The sequence below is a fragment of the Prosthecomicrobium sp. N25 genome (assembly GCF_037203705.1).
GTDB lineage: Bacteria > Pseudomonadota > Alphaproteobacteria > Rhizobiales > Ancalomicrobiaceae > Prosthecodimorpha.
In genome coordinates, this window is the sequence record NZ_JBBCAT010000001.1 from 831,862 (window position 1) to 848,454 (window position 16,593).

Sequence of the window (16,593 nt, forward strand, 5' to 3'; positions counted from 1 at the left end):
GAGGCCAAGCCGCAATGCGGACGTGCGGCGACGCGCTCAGTCGGGCTCGTGCCGGCGAAGCCTGTCCAGCCGCGCCATGAACGGCTCGGTCCTGCGCCCGTAGAGCGCCGCGCCGAGGTCGAGCGCCTTGTCGGCGAGCCGACGGCGCCGGGCCGCGACCGCCTTCGCCAGACGCCGCGCCGGCTGCGGGCCCCCGGCCGCATCGGGGTCGGTGTCCAGGCGGCGGGCGAGCAGCGCGAGGTCGTGCTCGTCGCCGAGAAGCTCGGCGAGGCGGTCGAGGTCGACCGCGATCCGCTTCGTGGTGGCCGGCGTCCGGCCCTCGACGAGCAGCGTCAGGTGCCAGCGGTCCTTCACGCGCTTTCGCCAGTCGTGCAGCAGGTCCTCGTCCTCCGCCCCGCCGTCCCGGGCGCGCTTCCAGTCCTTGCGGCCGCGCCGGTACGCGGCCCCGAAGGCGTCGACCAGGAGCTCGTCGCCCTTCTCGAGCACCGGCAGCGAGGCGGCGTCCGCCTCCGCGATCCTGAGGCAGGCCGCGGCGCGCTCGGTGTCGACCGTCCGCTCGTGCGCCGCCCGGGCCTCCGCGGCGAGCCGGTCGATCAGGGGGGCGGCGAGCGCCGGGTCCTTCAGCCGGCCCGCCAGGGCGCGCGCGGTCGCGACGGCGACGTCGGCGTCGCGTGCCTCCGAAAGCAGGTCCGCCGCCTCCTTGAGAACCGCCTTGCGCCGCTTGTGGTCGTCGCCGACCACCGGGCGGAACACGGCCGCGAGGCTTCGCGCCCGCTTGAGCGTCCGCCGCACCCGGTGGATGCGCCGCTCGGCCTCCTCCACGTCGTCGGCGAGCGTCGCCCTGGCGAGGGCGAGCTCGGCGAGGAGGATCCGCTTCAGCCCGGCGCCGGCCGGCTCAGCCCTGCCCAGACGAAACGACATCCCCCCTCCCGCGCGGCTCCGGTCAGCCTGCCGTGACGCCGACCCCGATCGGGCAGGAGACGCCCGTGCCGCCGATCCCGCAATAGCCGCCCGGATTTTTGGCGAGATACTGCTGATGATAGTCCTCGGCGTAGTAGAAGGGCGGCGCCGGCGCGACCTCGGTCGTGATCGAACCGTAGCCCTTCGCCTTCAGGGCCTCGCCGTAGGCCGCCTTCGACGCCGCCGCGGCGGCCGCCTGGGCCTCCGTGGTCGTGTAGATCGCCGACCGGTACTGCGTGCCCACGTCGTTCCCCTGCCGCATGCCCTGGGTCGGGTCGTGGCTCTCCCAGAAGACCTTGAGCAGGGCCTCGTAGGAGATCTTCGCGGGGTCGTAGACGACCTTGACGACCTCCGTGTGACCGGTCATGCCCGTGCAGGCCTCCCGGTAGGTCGGGTTCGGGGTGACGCCGCCCTGGTAGCCGACCGCGGTCGTCCAGACGCCGTCGCCGAGCTGCCAGAACTTGCGCTCCGCCCCCCAGAAGCAGCCGAGCGCGAAATACGCGACCTCGAGCCCCTCCGGGTAGGGACCGTGCAGCGATCGCCCGTTGACGAAATGCGTCTCGGCGGTCGGGATCGCGGTCGCGCGGCCCGGCAGGGCGTCAGCGGCGGTCGGCAGGTGCAGCTTCTTGTTGAACATGTCGATCAGGAACATGGGATCCTCCGGCGGCGGACCCGGGGCCCGCCCTCATGCGCCCAATATGGGGCGCGCCGCCCGTCCCGTCAGCCGGGCACAGCCCCGGCCACCGGAATGTGACCGCGCGGCGCGTCAGACCACGTAGGCGGCGTCGCGCTTCCGGCGCGAGCCGAGCGCCACCAGCATCGAGCCGATCACGAGCAGCACCGCCCAGGTCGGCAGGAGCAGGACGAACTGCGCCAGCGTGTCCCAGACGAGCGGATGGGTGTACTTGCCGACCGCCGCCTCCGCGGCCTGCAGGCTGGCGGGCGCCAGGTCCGACCACGTCCGCCGGAGCGGCGTCAGCACCGGCCGGCCCGCCGCGATGGACTTCATCCCGTCGACCACGATCGACGCGACCCCCGCGGCGACCATCCAGAGCCCGACGGTGCGGATCAGGAAGGTGAACATCGCTCCGCTCGCTCCTCGCCGGTCCGGTCGGGGCGACACCGGACCCGGCCCATTTTCGGATATCCGACTCTAGGCGCAAGATCCGCGGGGCGTTAAAAGCCGCCCTCCGACGCATCTCGATTCCGACTGCCGGGATCGCTAACTTCGACAGATACTTGGTCGCGGTCCCGCCCGCAACGGCGGCAGGGCCGGGGGAGGGGACGCCGATGACCGGGAATGACGAGAAATCCGCAGCCGCCGCCGCGTCCCGCCTCAGCGAGCTGGAGGAGGCCGCGCTCTTCTTCCACAAGAGCCCGCGCCCGGGAAAGCTGGAGATCCAGGCCACCAAGCCGCTCGGCAACCAGCGCGACCTCGCGCTCGCCTATTCGCCCGGCGTCGCCGCGCCCTGCCTCGCCATCTACGCGGACCCGGCGACCGCCTTCGACTACACGGCCCGCGGCAACCTCGTCGCCGTCGTGTCGAACGGCACCGCCGTCCTCGGCCTCGGCAACATCGGCCCGCTCGCCGCCAAGCCCGTGATGGAGGGCAAGGCCGTCCTCTTCAAGAAGTTCGCCGGCATCGACGTCTTCGACATCGAGGTCGCCGAGACCGAGATCGACCGGCTGGTCGACGTCGTCGCGGCCCTGGAGCCGACCTTCGGGGGCATCAACCTCGAGGACATCAAGGCGCCGGAATGCTTCGAGGTCGAGCGCCGCCTGCGCGAGCGGATGAACATCCCGGTCTTCCACGACGACCAGCACGGCACCGCCATCATCGTCGGCGCCGCCGTCCTGAACGGCCTGGAACTGGCCGGCAAATCCATCGAGACCGCCAAGATCGTCACCTCCGGGGCCGGCGCGGCGGCGCTCGCCTGCCTCAACATCCTGGTCTCGCTGGGGGCGAAGCGCGAGAACATCTGGGTCACCGACATCGAGGGCGTCGTCTACGAGGGCCGGACCACCCTCATGGACCCGCTCAAGGCGAACTATGCCCAGCCGACCGACAAGCGGACCCTCGGCGAGATCGTCGACGGCGCCGACGTCTTCCTCGGCCTCTCGGCCGGCGGCGTGTTGAAGCCCGACATGATCCAGCGCATGGCCGCGAAGCCGCTCGTCATGGCGCTCGCCAATCCCGTGCCCGAGATCATGCCCGACGAGGCACGGGCGGCGCGGCCGGACGCCATGATCTGCACCGGCCGGTCGGACTTCCCCAACCAGGTCAACAACGTCCTCTGCTTCCCCTACATCTTCCGCGGCGCCCTCGACGTCGGCGCGACCACCATCGACGAGACCATGAAGCTCGCCGCGGTCCGCGCCATCGCGGCGCTCGCCCGCGAGGAGCCCTCCGACGTCGCCGCTCGCGCCTACGGCGGCGAGAGCGAGACCTTCGGGCCGAACTACCTGATCCCCTCGCCCTTCGACCAGCGCCTCATCCTGCGCATCGCCCCGGCGGTCGCCCGGGCCGCCATGACGGCCGGGGTCGCCACGCGCCCGATCGCCGACTTCGACGCCTACCTGGACCGCCTCAACCGCTTCGTCTTCAAGTCCGGCCTGGTCATGAAGCCCATGACCACCGCCGCCAAGGCCGCTCCCGAGAAGGCGCGGGTCATCTACTCCGACGGCGAGGACGAGCGCGTGCTGCGCGCTGCCCAGGTGATTCTCGAGGAGGAGATCGCCACCCCGATCCTGATCGGCCGCCCCCAGGTGATCGAAAGCCGCCTGAAGCGCTACGGCTTGCGCATCCGCCAGGGCGTCGACTTCGCGGTCGTCAACCCCGCCGACGACCCGCGCTACAAGGACTATGTCGACCTCTACCTCGCCAAGGTCGGCCGCAAGGGCGTGACCCCGGAGGCCGCCAAGATCATCGTCCGCACCAACCAGTCGGTTATCGGCGCGCTCGCGGTCGAGCGGGGCGACGCGGATGCGCTGCTGTGCGGCATCGACGGGCGCTTCAACCGTCACCGCAAGGTCGTGCACGACGTGATCGGCGTCGCCCCCTCGCTCGCCGACGAGGATTTCGCAGCCCTGAGCCTGCTCCTCAACCAGCAGGGCGCCTATTTCCTGACCGATACCTACGTGTCCATCGACCCGAGCCCGCTCGAGATCGCCGAGACGACCATCCTGGCGGCCGACCACATCCGCCGCTTCGGCATCGTCCCCAAGGCGGCGCTGCTCTCCGCCTCGAACTTCGGATCGCGCGAGCTGGCCTCGGCCGAGAAGATGCGCAAGACCCTCGAGATCCTGCGCGAGAAGGCCCCCGACCTCGAGGTCGACGGCGAGATGCACGGCGACGCGGCGCTCTCCCAGGAGATGCGCGACCGCGTCAATCCGGCGAGCTACCTGAGCGGCGAGGCGAACCTCCTGGTCTTCCCGACCCTCGACAGCGCCAACATCGCCCTGAACCTCATCAAGGTGATGACCAACGCGCTCCATGTCGGCCCGATCCTCCTCGGCACCAACAAGACGGCCCACATCCTGACGCCCTCGGTGACCAGCCGCGGCGTCGTCAACATGTCGACGCTGGCCGCCGTCGACGCCCTGAACCGGCGGGGGGCGGCCTGAGGCGGGGGCCGTTTCGCGGGTCCCCCGCCCTGAACGACACATTCAGGATCGGTGCATCGACGTCTGTGGATACTCGATGGCAAGTGCCGGCACGGGCCGGCGTCAGCCGTCGAGGACAGCATGGCAAACTGGAGGACCGAATTCCGCAAGAAGCTCCGCCCTCGGGTGAGCGCGTCCGATTTCGATGACCTCGAGCACAACTTCGAGTGGGATCGCTCCTTCAAGATCGCGGAAAACCTCGAGATCCGCTACATCCCGTTCAGCGGCTGGATGGAGGTCTACGACAAGAAGGAGATCCGTCCCTTCGACGTCAACGTCCGCAGCTATCGTGTCCAGCGGAAGCTGCACTACGATTCCGTCGCCGACGCGGTCCGGCTCATGCTGAAATACGTAACCGGCCGCACCTTGCTGGCGGCCCTCGGAGACCAGGGCGAAACCGTCCGGGTGTTCCCCTATTTCGACTGGGGCAAGGACAACTTCAACGCCACCGCGTCCAAGAACGACCCGGCGGACGGCACTTGGGCCGGCGAGCCCCAGCGCGACTCCGACGGGCATCCGGTCAAGAACGGCTTTACCGGCACCGGCGTCGGGTCGGATGCCACCGTGCGCATCTCGACCTTCATGTGGGGCGAGCATGGCACCTCCGGCAAGAAGCATCCCGGCAGCACCGCCGACGAGGTCCTCTTCCACGAACTGGTGCATGCCTACCGCTACATGGACGGGGCCGGCGACCGCCGGAAGGTGACGGCGGGCTACCAGAACGAGGAGGAGTTCATGGCCGTGGTGGTCACCAACATCTACCTCTCGGAGAAGAAGCAACTGATCCTTCGCGGCGACCACGGCCACGGCGCGCGCTCCATGAGCTCCTCGCAGTTCCTCGACAACGTCCAGAACATCAACCCGCCGCCGCGCCAGATCCTGGACAGGTTCAAGAGCCGCCAGCCGCGCTTCTATCGCGACCTGGCCGCCATCCGCGGTCACATCGCGCCGTTCAATCCGATCCGGGTGCACCGGCACGAGGCCGGCTTCATCTGACCGGCCGGGCCCGGTCCGGGGAAGCGATCCGGCACGGGTCGTGCTAGGGGAGGGGCCGCACTGGCTGCCCGGACCCGCCCATGACCGCTCCCCTGCCGCTCCCCAATCCCTGGCTCGCCGCCACCGAGGCGCCGCCGATCCCGGTGGCGCAAGCTTGGACCGCCGCCTATGACGGCCGCGCCGGCCGGCTCCTGAACCTCAGCCAGGCCGCCCCCGGCGACCCGCCCCCGCCCGCGCTGCTCGAGCGCCTCGCCGCCGCCGCCGCCGATCCCGCGGTCGCCCGCTACGGGCCGATCGCCGGCGACGCCGCCCTGCGCGACGCGCTCGCCGCCGACATCGCCGCGCGCTACGGCGGGACGGTCGGCGCCGACGACATCGTCGTCACCTCCGGCTGCAACCAGGCCTTCTTCATCGCGCTCATGGCAGTCGCCCGCGCCGGCGACGAGGTCATCCTGCCGGCCCCCTGGTACTTCAATCACAAGATGATGCTCGACATGCTCGGCATCGCCGCCGTGCCACTCGTGCTCGACGCCGCCGCCGGCTTCGTGCCCGACCCGGCCGCCGCCCGCGCCCTGATCGGCCCCAGGACCCGGGCCATCGCGCTCGTCTCGCCGAACAACCCGACCGGTGCGACCTACCCCCCGGCGGTGCTCGACGCCTTCCTGGACCTCGCCGCCGAAACGGGCCTGCACCTCGTCCTGGACGAGACCTACCGCGACTTCCTGCCCCCCGGCCGCGACCGTCCCCACGGCCTCTTCGCCCGTCCGGACTGGGGCCGCAACCTCGTGCATCTCTACAGCTTCTCCAAGTCCTACGCCGTGCCCGGCCACCGCGTCGGCGCGCTCGTCGCCGGCCCCGCGTTGATGGGCGAGATGGCCAAGGTTCAGGACTGCATCCAGATCTGCGCCCCGCGCGCCGCCCAGGCTGCGCTCGCCTGGGCCATCCCGGGCATCGCCCCCTGGCGCGCGAACATGCGCGACCGCATCAACGCGCGGGCGGCGCGTTTCGCGGCCGGCATGGAGCGGCTCGGCCGCTGGAAGGTCGACCAGATCGGCGCCTACTTCGCCTTCGTGCGCCATCCTTTCGGGCAGGGCTCGGCGGCCGTCGCCGAACGCCTCTGCCGGGAGGCGGGCCTCCTGGTGCTCCCCGGCGCCTGGTTCGGTCCCGGCGGCGATGCCCATCTGCGCATCGCCTTCGCCAACGTCGAGGATGCCGACATGGACAACATCGTCGATCGGCTCGCCGGATTGGACTAAGACTGGTCCCGGCTCGCAGCCGCCGGGGGGGCACGGCCGCGGACGGGGAGGCCGCCTTGTACCGTTTCCTGATCGTCGACGATCATCCGCTCTTCCGGGACGCGCTCGAGGGTGCCATCCGCCACGCCTACCCGGACGCCGCGGTCGTCGAGGCGACCACCATCGCCGAGGCCCTGGAGGTCGCCGCCGACCCGGCCGGCTTCGACCTCGCGCTCCTCGATCTCAGCATGCCGGGCACCACCGGCTTCGACGGCGTCCTGCAGTTCCGCACCCGCTACCCGCGCCTGCCCGTCGTCGTCGTGTCCGGCCTCGAGGACCCGCGCATCGTCCGCGAGGCGCTCGCCTACGGGGTCTCGGGCTTCATCCCGAAATCCTCGCGCAAGGCGGAACTCGTCGACGCCATCACGGCCGTGATGAACGGCGGCGTGCATCTCCCCGCCGACCTGGAGCGCGGCGCCTTGCCCCTGCCCGAGCCGCAGGCGCGCGCGGGCGACCTCGTCCAGCGGCTCAAGTCCCTCACCCCCGCCCAACTCCGCGTCCTGCACATGCTCCGGCAGGGCCTCCTCAACAAGCAGATCGCCTATGAGCTGCAGGTCGGCGAAACGACCGTGAAGGCGCACGTCTCCGAGATACTCCGCAAACTGGGCGTCGTCTCCCGCACCCAGGCTGTCATAGAGGTCGCCAAGATCGACTTCGACCAGGTCGCCGAAGGAAGTGCGGACGATCGGTCGTGAGCCCTAGGACCGGACCCGCACCAGGGATCGGCCCGGCACCAGGTTGAGCTTGGCGAACCCGTCCTGGACGTCCTGCGGCCAGAACCAGAGCCGGTAGGGCTCCGGGATTGCCATGTAGCCCTCCGGTTCGTGGAGCTCGCGGGTCCGCACGTCGGCCGCATAGCGGCTGCGCCATTCGAAGCGCTGGGCGGTGGTCAGTTTCTCGCCGGCCTTCAGGCGCCGGGTGATGTCGAAGAGTTTCTCGCACATCCGGTACTCGTAGCCGGTCAGCGACAGCGGATCGGCCCACTGGCCGCGCTTCGCCTCGAAGGCTTCGACGGCCTTCGCGGTGAGGAGGGGATAGTCGAGTTCCCCGGGGATGTTCGGATAGAGCACGAACGGCGCTGCCTGGCCCGCCTCGACCAGCCCGAGATTGAAGGTGGCGCGCTCGGCGTGGGTCATGGTCGCGCGCTCCTGCGGACTGTAGTTCGGCGCGATGTAGGCCAGCAGGCGGCCGTAATTGTCGAAGGGGGCCTGCGAGACCCGCACGAAGAGTTTGCGCCGCGACCCGTCGGGCCGCGTGAGGCGGCGATCGATTTCCGCCTTGAACCAGTTGCTCGCGGCTTTTCCGTTCGTGAACTGCAGGGTTCCGGCCTGGCCGGTGGAAAGCTTCGGAAGGATGTAGGCGGCGAAGTCCGGGCTCGCGGGAGCCGATCCGGCACGGAGCCACTCGGCAAGCTGGGAGAACTGTTGATCGACCATCGCGGCGCCCTCCGCGGTCCGGGCCGTCACCTCCGGCGTGTCGACCGACAGCATGCGGATCGGCATCTCGATCTTCGGCGTGTCGCCGTCGGTCACGTCGACCAGGGCCTTGCTGCCGATGTCGGGGATGTTGACCCCGGCCGGGGTCCAGAAGACGGCGATCGGATCGGACATCGAAGTCTCCCGCTTCGATCGGGGTTTCGACGGGCCGGATCCTGGACGTCGCAGAAGGCGAATTGATGACGGCTGGTTACTGGAGGATGTGGGCCATCAGGGCCCGAAGCTCCGCTGGCTTCACGGGCTTGCGCATCAGTTCCGCGTTCGCCGCCGCGACCTCGCCCGCGACCGCGTCCGAATAGTCGGCGGTCACCACGACCGCCGGGATGGCGCGGCCGAACCGGCTCCTCAGCGCCCGGATGGCGTCGAGGCCGGTCCGCCCCTCGTCCAGGTGGTAGTCGGCGAGGATCAGGTCGGGCGCCTGCCCGGCGGCCTCTCCCGCCGCCGTCACGGCCGCGACCGAGCCCCCGGCCACCACCCGGCACGACCAGCGCTCGAGCAGCGTCGTCGTCGCCTCGCGCACCGCCTCGTCGTTCTCCACGACCGCGACCAGCGCGCCCGAGAGCCCGTAGCCCTGCAGCGACCGCGCCATCAGGGTCTCGAGCGCCACCGGGGCCACCGGCTCGGCGCGCGGCAGGAGCAGCGAGAAGGTGGTGCCACGCCCGACCGCCGAGTGCAGCGTGAGGTCGTGGCCGAGCGCGCCGACCAGGCGCCGCACGATCGACAGGCCGAGGCCGAGCGCGATCTCGCCGTCGCCGACCGCCGTGCCGCCCCGGTGGAACTCCTCGAAGATCACCTCGTGGCGTTCCGGCGGAATGCCGCTGCCGGTGTCGACCACGTCGATCCTGAGCCGGTCCGCGCCGCGCGGCCTGACCCCGACCAGGACCCCGCCCGCCTCCGTGTAGCGGATCGCGTTCGACACCAGGTTCTGCAGGATCCGGCGCAGCATCACCGGGTCCGTCACCGCGAAGACCGAGGTCGGCGCGATGACCAGCCGGAGCCCCTTGCGCAGGGCGACCGGCCGGAAGTCGGACTCGAGCGCCGACAGGACCTCGGCGACCGCCACGGCCCCGAGATTGGGCACCATCACGCCGGCGTCCAGCTTCGACATGTCGAGAAGCGTCCGCAGCAGCGTCTCGATCGTGCCGAGCGAGCGGTCGATCTGGCGGACGAGCCGCCCGCCCTCCTCGCCGACCCGCGTCTCGGCGAGAGCCGAGATCGACAGCCGTGCCGCGTTGACGGGCTGCAAGAGGTCGTGCCCCGCCGCCGCCAGGAAGCGCGTCTTCGACCGGTTCGCCTGCTCGGCCAGGTCCCGCGCGGTCGTCAGTTCGTCGTTGGCGCGTTCGAGCTTCCGCAGCGTGCGCGTCAGTTCGTCCGTCCGCTCGCGGATCTGGCGCTCCAGCCCGATCGCCGTCTGGAACAGCGAGAAGGCCGAGCCCTGGCTGTCCATCGACCGCTCGACCCGGTCTATCAGCACCGAGTTGATCTTCTCGAGCTTGGCGACGCGCGCCTCCAGGACCGCTATGCGCGCGTCCGGGTCCGACGGCTCGACCCGGTCGAGCCCCGCCAGCTTCCGCCGTTCCGTCACGCCGCGCTCTCCCGCCGGCCGATCGCGACGCCCGTGAAGGTCTGGTTCAGGTGCATGGTCCGGTACTGCTCGCCGTAGGTGTTGAAGCCGACCACCCGGTGGCGTCGGTAGAGATCCTCGACCTTGCGGAGCACCTGCCGGTTCTCCGCGTCGAGCCGGCGCAGCACGCAGTCGAAGCCGATCAGCGCCTCGATCCCGCCGACCGCCTTGTCGACGTCGTCGAGCGCCCGGCCGAGCGCCCCGACGAGGTCGACCGGCCGTGCCGCGGTCAGCACGACGCCGGTGTCGATGGCGCAGAAGAAGGAGAGGCTTCCGTCCGGGTTCACCTTCTGAATCGAGCGGGAATAATATTCGCCGCCGACGCGCACCAGCACCGGATGCGACGCGAAGCTGAGGGGGCCCAGGAAGTCGCCCTCGAGCCCGACCGCCGCCGCATAGGCCGCCGCCGCCGGCTCGGCGTTGATCTCCGAGACGGTCCGCGTCTCGCCGTCGCACTCGGTGACCACGAGCTTCACGTCCGTCGGCTCGAAATGCTCCGAGCGGACGAGCTCGAAGGGCCGCTCCGTATGGACCAGCACCAGCACGCCCGCGTTCGTCCAGGCCCGCCCGCCGTGGAACACGAAGGTGCGCGAGAAGTCGAGCCCGTCCCCGCAGGAGCCGCCCACGAGCGGCATGTTGTCCAGGCAGCGTTGCAGCCCCGCGACCACGACCTCCTCGCGCCGGCACATCCCGTCCAGGAACGTCACCGCGAAGCGCCCGCCCGGCGGCTCCGCCCCGAGGCGACGGGCGAGCCGGGCCTGCATCGGCCAGACCACGTCGGCCGCCTTCTCGACCGTGAAGTTCCGCAGGTCCGGCAGCAGGGCCGCCTCTACCGTGAAGCCCCCGCGGGGCAGGGCGGTGACGACGACGCTGCCCTCCTCGAGCCCGCCCGGCCCGATCTCGCCCGCGGTCGTGCCGCCCGCGAAGCCGACACCGGGGAAACGGTCCGCGAGCCCGGCCGCCAGGGCGTCGGCGTCGTAGCGGGGGCTCGCGAAGAGGAACAGGAACGCGGCCTCGCGCCCGTCCTCGCCGAGCGCCGTCGCGATCTCGTCGACCGCCGCCGCGGTGTCGGGGGCGCGCGACGAGGCGACCCGGATCTCGCCGGACCCGTCCCCGGGAGAGCTGCCCTCGGCCCGCGACGCCGCGCCTGCCATCCGTCCGTCCCTGCCTGCGGCCGTTCGCCGGCCTTGTCGTCGTTCCGTCATGGTCCGGGTGGACGCTACCAGACCGGAACCCAGCCGACTAGAAATGCGCGACCGAAAGTACAATTCCATAGATCGGAACCCCGGCTACGATCCGCCTCCGTCGCGAGGCCGGCCGTCGGGGGTCGGCGGGTCCGCAGCAAGACGGACGCGGCAGGGAGGGTGTCTCAGATGGAAATGACCGGCGAGTACCGGATACCGGCTCCGCGCGCCCAGGTCTGGGAGGCGCTGAACGATCCCGAGGTGCTCAAGGCCTGCATCCCGGGCTGCGAAACCCTGGACATGCAGTCGCCGACCGAGATGACCGCCAAGGTCGTCGCCAAGATCGGCCCCGTGAAGGCGACCTTCAACGGCAAGGTCCACCTCACCGACATCAACCCGCCCGAGAGCTACACGATCTCCGGCGAGGGCCAGGGCGGCGTCGCCGGCTTCGCCAAGGGCGGCGCCAGCGTGCACCTGGCCGAGGACGGCGCCGTCACGGTGCTGACCTATGCCGCCAAGGCGCAGATCGGCGGCAAGCTCGCCCAGCTCGGCGCGCGCCTGATCGACTCCACGGCCAAGATGATGGCCGACCAGTTCTTCGCCAAGTTCTCCGAGGTGGCGGCCGCGCGTTCCGGCGCCATGGCGCCCCCGGCCATTGCGGCTGTCGAGCCGGCCGCGACCGGCGCCTCCCTCGAGCAGCGCGTCGAGGACACCGTGGAAGCCGCGATCGAGCTCGCCGGCGATGCCGCGCGAGCTGTCTCGGGCGTGGCGGCGCGGGCCGCCGAGGGCCTGGACCGCTCCGCCGACCCGGTCGGCAAGGCGGCCGCCAACCTCGCCGGCCATGCCGACCGCGCGCTCGCTTCCGCTTCGTCAACGAGCGGCATTCCGAAGTGGGTTTGGATCGCGGGCGGGCTTGTGCTCGTCGTTATCCTGTTGAAACTTGTGTTCTGACGGACGGCCCCGGGCCGCCCCGACGAAAAAGGGTCAAGCCCCGGCCGAGACGGCCGGGAACTGGGAGGAAGAGCGAATGACGACCGTTTCCATGACGGTGAACGGGCGGCAGGTCTCGGCGGACGTCGAGGACCGCACGCTGCTCGTCGACTACCTGCGCAACGCTATCGGCCTGACGGGCACGCATGTCGGCTGCGACACCTCGCAGTGCGGCGCCTGCGTGGTCCATCTCGACGGCCGCGCCGTGAAGGCCTGCACCTGCCTCGCCGTCCAGGCGTCCGGATCGTCGGTGACGACCGTCGAGGGCCTCGCCAAGGGCGACGAGCTGCACCCCGTGCAGGCCGCGTTCCGCGAGCATCACGGCCTGCAGTGCGGCTTCTGCACCCCCGGCATGATCATGACGGCGGTGGACATGATCAACCGCCATGGCGGCAACCTCGACGAGGCGACGGTCCGCCACGAGCTCGAGGGCAACATCTGCCGCTGCACGGGCTACCACAACATCGTCAAGGCCATCCTGGACGCCGCGTCCAAGATGCGGATGCCTGCGGCCGCCGAATAAGGCGGACGCCCCGAGACGGACGGCGACCGGCCGAATCCGTGCGGCGTTCCGGGCCCACCCGTCCGCCTCGCGCCCATCCCGGGCGCGCGACGGAAGAGGGCTGGGAGACTCGTCCGTCCGACGCAGCCTGGGAGGGCGGCGGCGGGTGGGTCCCGGATCACCGTCGCGGCCGGGCGCCACGGCCAAGAGATCTGTTCCTGGGAGGGACATCATGGGTATGGAAGGCATCGGACAGCGCGTCGTCCGCAAGGAAGACAAGCGCTTCATCACCGGCAAGGGCAAGTACACCGACGACGTCAAGCTGCAGGGCATGACCCATGCGCATTTCGTCCGCTCGCCCCACGCCCACGCCCGCATCCGCTCGATCGACACGGCCGCCGCCGCCGCCATGCCGGGCGTCGTCGCGGTTCTGACCGGTGCCGAGCTGGTCGGCGACCGCATCGGCAACCTCATCTGCGGCTGGATGATCCACTCCAAGGACGGCAGCCCGATGAAGATGGGCGCCTACCCGGCGATGGCGCCCGAGACGGTGCGCTACGTCGGCCAGGCGGTCGCGGTCGTCGTCGCCGAGACCAAGAACCAGGCCCGCGACGCCGCCGAGGCGGTGGTCGTCGACTACGAGGAGCTTCCGGCCGTCACCACGGTCCTGGACGCCATCAAGGAGGGCGCCCCGCAGCTCCATCCCGAAGCCCCGGGCAACCGGGTCTACGAGTGGTCGCTCGGCGACAAGGCCGCTACCGACGCCGCCTTCGCGGGCGCGGCCCAGGTCGTCTCCATGGACATCCTGAACAACCGGCTGGTGCCGAACCCGATGGAGCCGCGCTCCGCGGTCGCCAACTACGACGCCGGCGACGACCAGCTCACGCTGTGGACCACCTCGCAGAACCCGCATGTCGCCCGGCTCGTGCTCTCGGCCTTCTACAACATCGCCCCCGAGCACAAGCTGCGCGTCATCGCCCCGGACGTCGGCGGCGGCTTCGGCTCGAAGATCTACATCTATCCCGAGGAGATCGTCTGCCTCTGGGCGTCCCGGAAGGCGAACCGCCCGATCAAGTGGACCTCGGACCGCACCGAGGCCTTCCTGACCGACGCGCACGGCCGCGACCACATCACCAAGGCCGAGATGGCCTTCGACGCGAACCACAAGATCCTCGGCCTGCGCGTCCACACCTACGCGAATTTCGGCGCCTACATGTCGCTGTTCTCGTCGTCGGTGCCGACCTACCTCTACGCCACCCTGCTCTCCGGCCAGTACGTCATCCCGGCGATCTACGCCGAGGTCGACGGCGTCTACACCAACACGGTGCCGGTCGACGCCTACCGCGGCGCGGGCCGCCCGGAGGCGACCTACGTGCTGGAGCGCATGATGGAGACGGCGGCGCGCCAGTTCGGCGTGGATCCGGCGGAACTCCGGCGGAAGAACTTCATCACGTCCTTCCCCTACCAGACCCCGGTCATCATGACCTACGACGCGGGCGACTATAACGCCTCGCTCGACGCGGCCCTGAAGGCGATCGACTACGCCGGCTTCCCGGCCCGCAAGGCGGAGGCCAAGGCCCGCGGCAAGCTGCGCGGCATCGGCCTTTCCTGCTACATCGAAGCCTGCGGCATCGCCCCGTCCAAGGCGGTCGGCTCCCTCGGCGCCGGCGTCGGCCTCTGGGAATCCGCCGAGGTCCGGGTGAACCCGGTCGGCACCGTCGAGGTCCTGACCGGCTCGCACAGCCACGGCCAGGGCCACGAGACGACCTTCGCGCAGCTCGTCTCCGAACGGCTCGGCATCGGCATCGACCAGGTCGCGATCGTCCACGGCGACACCGACAAGGTGCAGTTCGGCATGGGCACCTACGGCTCGCGCTCCGGCGCGGTCGGCATGTCGGCGATCCTGAAGGCGATGGAGAAGGTCGAAACCAAGGCCAAGAAGATCGCCGCGCACCTGATGGAGGCCGCCGAGGGCGACATCGTCATCGAGGGCGGCGAGTTCAAGGTTGCCGGTACCGACAAGAAGATGCCCTTCGCGCTGGTGGCGCTCGCCGCCTATACGGGCCACAACCTGCCGGACGGCATGGAGCCGGGCCTGAAGGAGGGCGCCTTCTACGACCCGACCAACTTCACCTTCCCGGCCGGCACCTACGTGTGCGAGGCCGAGATCGATCCGGACACGGGCAAGACCACGGTCGTCAACTTCGTCGCTGCCGACGATTTCGGCCGGATGATCAATCCGATGATCGTCGAGGGACAGGTCCACGGCGGCCTCGCCCAGGGCATCGGCCAGGCGCTCCTCGAAGGCACGGTCTACACGGACGACGGCCAGCTCATGACGGCGTCCTACATGGACTACGCCATGCCGCGCGCCGACGACCTGCCGTCCTTCGACCTTCACCACACCACGACCCTCTGCCCGGGCAACCCGCTCGGCATCAAGGGCTGTGGCGAGGCGGGTGCGATCGGCTCGCCCCCGGCGGTGATCAACGCCATCACGGACGCCCTCGGGGTCCGCGACATCGCCATGCCGGCGACCCCGGCTCGCGTCTGGAACGCCATCCACGGCCGCATGGCCGCGGAGTGATCGACACACCGGCCGCGGCCCGCTAGGCTCGCGGCCGGTCCCGCTTCAGTCGCCGTCCCGATCGCCCCAAGTCCCGAGAGGATCCGCGGGGGACGGACCAGAGCTCCGGAGGAGACGAACCCATGTACGCCACCAACTACGCCCGGGCGACCAGCCTGGCCGACGCCGCCGCCCGCATCGGCGCCGCGAGCGACGGCAAGTTCCTCGCCGGCGGCCAGACCCTGCTCGCCACCATGAAGCAGCGCCTCGCCGCCCCGACCGACCTCGTCGACGTGACCCGCATCCCGGACCTCTCCGGCATCAAGGTGACGGGCGACGCAGTCGTGATCGGCGCCGCCACCCGCCACTACGACGTCGCCACCTCGGCGGACGTGAAGGCCGCGCTTCCCGCGCTGGCGAGCCTCGCCGCCGGCATCGGCGACCCGGCCGTCCGCCACATGGGCACGATCGGGGGCTCCGTCGCCAACAACGACCCGGCCGCCGACTACCCGGCCGCGGTCCTGGCCCTCGGCGCCACGATCCACACGTCCAAGCGCAAGATCGCCGCGGCCGACTACTTCCAGGGCATGTTCACGACGGCTCTCGAGCCCGACGAGATCATCACCGCGATCTCCTTCCCGATCCCCGCCAAGGCGGCCTACGCCAAGTTCCCGAACCCGGCCTCGCGCTACGCGCTGACCGGCGTCTTCGTGGCGAAGATGAAGGACGGCTCGGCCCGCGTGGCGGTCACCGGCGCCGGCGAGGGCGGTGTCTTCCGCGCCTCGGCCCTGGAGCAGGCCCTGTCGTCGAACTGGTCCGCGGCAGCGCTGGCCGGCGCGAGCATCCCGGCCGACGGCCTCCTCTCAGACATCCACGGCACGGCCGAATACCGCGCCAACCTGATCGTCGTCATGGCCCGCCGCGCGGTCGCCGCCGCCGGCTGACCGATCCTTCGTGAAAGGCGAGGGCCCGCCGGCGGCGACGTCGGCGGGCCCTCTGCGTTCGGCCCGCGCTGCCGGCCCCGTCAGCCCAGCCGGTCCAGGTCCGGATCCCGCGCCACCGGTCCCTCCGCCGGCGTGGTCGGATCCATCGCCCCGGTCTGCGGCCCGGCGCCGCTTCGCGCCTGCGGGCCGGTCCCGTCCTCCGCCTCGATCTGACGGCGCGCCATGTCCCAATGGACGTGCTCGCGGCCATCGGGGCGGCCCTCCTCATTCCAGATCCTGTACGCCCGCTCGCGGATGCGGGTCTCGTCGGGCATGTCCATGCGGCTCCTCCGGCTCTCGGCTGCGACCGCCCGAACCGCGGCGGCGCCCCCGG

The 16,593-nt window shown here is 70.8% G+C and carries 15 protein-coding genes; 8 read left to right on the forward strand and 7 right to left on the reverse strand.

The window, feature by feature from the left end; translation table 11 throughout:
* Positions 1–36: 36 nt before the first annotated feature.
* The 3 genes from WBG79_RS03825 to WBG79_RS03835 form a co-directional block, all read right to left on the reverse strand.
* Positions 37–921, reverse strand: coding sequence for a CHAD domain-containing protein (locus WBG79_RS03825; protein ID WP_337355782.1), 885 nt, complete (start codon positions 919–921; stop codon positions 37–39).
* Positions 922–943: 22 nt separating this feature from the next.
* Positions 944–1,612, reverse strand: coding sequence for a peptide-methionine (S)-S-oxide reductase MsrA (msrA, locus tag WBG79_RS03830; RefSeq protein ID WP_443147402.1), 669 nt, complete (start codon positions 1,610–1,612; stop codon positions 944–946).
* 114 nt (positions 1,613–1,726) lie between these two features.
* Positions 1,727–2,044 (reverse strand): hypothetical protein, encoded by a 318-nt coding sequence (locus tag WBG79_RS03835; RefSeq protein ID WP_337355783.1) that lies wholly within the window; start codon positions 2,042–2,044, stop codon positions 1,727–1,729.
* 206 nt (positions 2,045–2,250) lie between these two features.
* Between WBG79_RS03835 and WBG79_RS03840 the strand changes: the two genes are divergently transcribed.
* From WBG79_RS03840 to WBG79_RS03855, 4 genes are all read left to right on the forward strand, one after another.
* On the forward strand, positions 2,251–4,584 hold the full coding sequence (locus tag WBG79_RS03840; protein ID WP_337355784.1) for an NADP-dependent malic enzyme: 2,334 nt from the start codon (positions 2,251–2,253) through the stop codon (positions 4,582–4,584).
* Between the two features lie 120 nt (positions 4,585–4,704).
* Positions 4,705–5,619: a M91 family zinc metallopeptidase gene (locus tag WBG79_RS03845; protein WP_337355785.1), complete on the forward strand. Its 915-nt coding sequence runs from the start codon at positions 4,705–4,707 to the stop codon at positions 5,617–5,619.
* Positions 5,620–5,699: 80 nt separating this feature from the next.
* On the forward strand, positions 5,700–6,875 hold the full coding sequence (locus tag WBG79_RS03850) for an aminotransferase (RefSeq protein WP_337355786.1): 1,176 nt from the start codon (positions 5,700–5,702) through the stop codon (positions 6,873–6,875).
* A gap of 56 nt (positions 6,876–6,931) precedes the next feature.
* Positions 6,932–7,609: a response regulator transcription factor gene (locus WBG79_RS03855; protein ID WP_337355787.1), complete on the forward strand. Its 678-nt coding sequence runs from the start codon at positions 6,932–6,934 to the stop codon at positions 7,607–7,609.
* A gap of 3 nt (positions 7,610–7,612) precedes the next feature.
* Here the strand turns inward: WBG79_RS03855 and WBG79_RS03860 are convergent, their stop codons facing one another.
* From WBG79_RS03860 to WBG79_RS03870, 3 genes are all read right to left on the reverse strand, one after another.
* Positions 7,613–8,524 (reverse strand): hypothetical protein, encoded by a 912-nt coding sequence (locus WBG79_RS03860; protein ID WP_337355788.1) that lies wholly within the window; start codon positions 8,522–8,524, stop codon positions 7,613–7,615.
* A 76-nt stretch (positions 8,525–8,600) separates the two neighbouring features.
* A complete protein-coding gene (locus WBG79_RS03865; protein ID WP_337357881.1) occupies positions 8,601–9,932 on the reverse strand; it encodes an ATP-binding protein in 1,332 nt (443 codons plus the stop codon).
* Between the two features lie 59 nt (positions 9,933–9,991).
* Positions 9,992–11,188, reverse strand: coding sequence for an FIST N-terminal domain-containing protein (locus WBG79_RS03870; protein ID WP_337355789.1), 1,197 nt, complete (start codon positions 11,186–11,188; stop codon positions 9,992–9,994).
* Positions 11,189–11,407: 219 nt separating this feature from the next.
* Between WBG79_RS03870 and WBG79_RS03875 the strand changes: the two genes are divergently transcribed.
* The 4 genes from WBG79_RS03875 to WBG79_RS03890 all read left to right on the forward strand — a co-directional run bounded on the left by WBG79_RS03875 (position 11,408) and on the right by WBG79_RS03890 (position 16,220).
* The gene (locus WBG79_RS03875; RefSeq protein ID WP_337355790.1) at positions 11,408–12,169 is read left to right on the forward strand and encodes an SRPBCC family protein; all 762 of its coding nucleotides are present in this window, start codon (positions 11,408–11,410) and stop codon (positions 12,167–12,169) included.
* A 76-nt stretch (positions 12,170–12,245) separates the two neighbouring features.
* On the forward strand, positions 12,246–12,731 hold the full coding sequence (locus WBG79_RS03880; protein ID WP_337355791.1) for a (2Fe-2S)-binding protein: 486 nt from the start codon (positions 12,246–12,248) through the stop codon (positions 12,729–12,731).
* Positions 12,732–12,942: 211 nt separating this feature from the next.
* Positions 12,943–15,297, forward strand: coding sequence for a xanthine dehydrogenase family protein molybdopterin-binding subunit (locus tag WBG79_RS03885; RefSeq protein WP_337355792.1), 2,355 nt, complete (start codon positions 12,943–12,945; stop codon positions 15,295–15,297).
* A 122-nt stretch (positions 15,298–15,419) separates the two neighbouring features.
* On the forward strand, positions 15,420–16,220 hold the full coding sequence (locus WBG79_RS03890) for an FAD binding domain-containing protein (protein WP_337355793.1): 801 nt from the start codon (positions 15,420–15,422) through the stop codon (positions 16,218–16,220).
* A gap of 80 nt (positions 16,221–16,300) precedes the next feature.
* Here WBG79_RS03890 and WBG79_RS03895 read toward each other — a convergent pair whose 3' ends face one another.
* On the reverse strand, positions 16,301–16,540 hold the full coding sequence (locus WBG79_RS03895; protein WP_337355794.1) for a DUF2934 domain-containing protein: 240 nt from the start codon (positions 16,538–16,540) through the stop codon (positions 16,301–16,303).
* Positions 16,541–16,593: the final 53 nt, after the last annotated feature.